This window comes from Caldisericia bacterium, from assembly GCA_026414995.1.
GTDB lineage: Bacteria > Caldisericota > Caldisericia > B22-G15 > B22-G15 > JAAYUH01.
The window spans coordinates 696-1,059 of sequence record JAOAHY010000031.1 but is presented as its reverse complement, the minus strand read 5'-3'; the positions used below and the strand labels follow the sequence as shown (position 1 = coordinate 1,059).

The 364-nt window shown below is 30.5% G+C and carries 1 protein-coding gene; it reads right to left on the bottom strand.

Annotation, left to right across the window (positions count from 1 at the left end; genetic code table 11):
* Positions 1-99: 99 nt before the first annotated feature.
* A partial coding sequence (locus tag N3D74_06630) for an FGGY-family carbohydrate kinase (protein MCX8095840.1) occupies positions 100-364 on the bottom strand: 265 nt, incomplete at its 5' end.

Here is a 364-nt window from a genome sequence, read left to right as displayed (position 1 = left end):
GCACTAAGTGTTGTGTTGGTCTAAATGGGTCATGGCATAAATGAGCAAAAGTTGGTTTTATTGTTAAAAAACAAAATAATAGATAAAAAATTTTTTTATTCATAAATTTTGATACCTCTCTGTTCCAATTATAGCAGCTCCCAATGCTACAACAAATTGTGGCTCTTGAGGAGTGTAGATTTCTTTTTTTAGTTTTTCCTCTAATGCCCTTTTTATTCCTTCATTTTTTGCTCCACCGCCACAAAAAAATATAACATCTTTTTCTTCAATTTGTTTAAGCATATTCAGGATTCTTTCTGCAATTGAGTCACAAATACCTTTTACAATATTTTCTTTTTGTTTTCCTTGTGCTATTAAAGCTGTC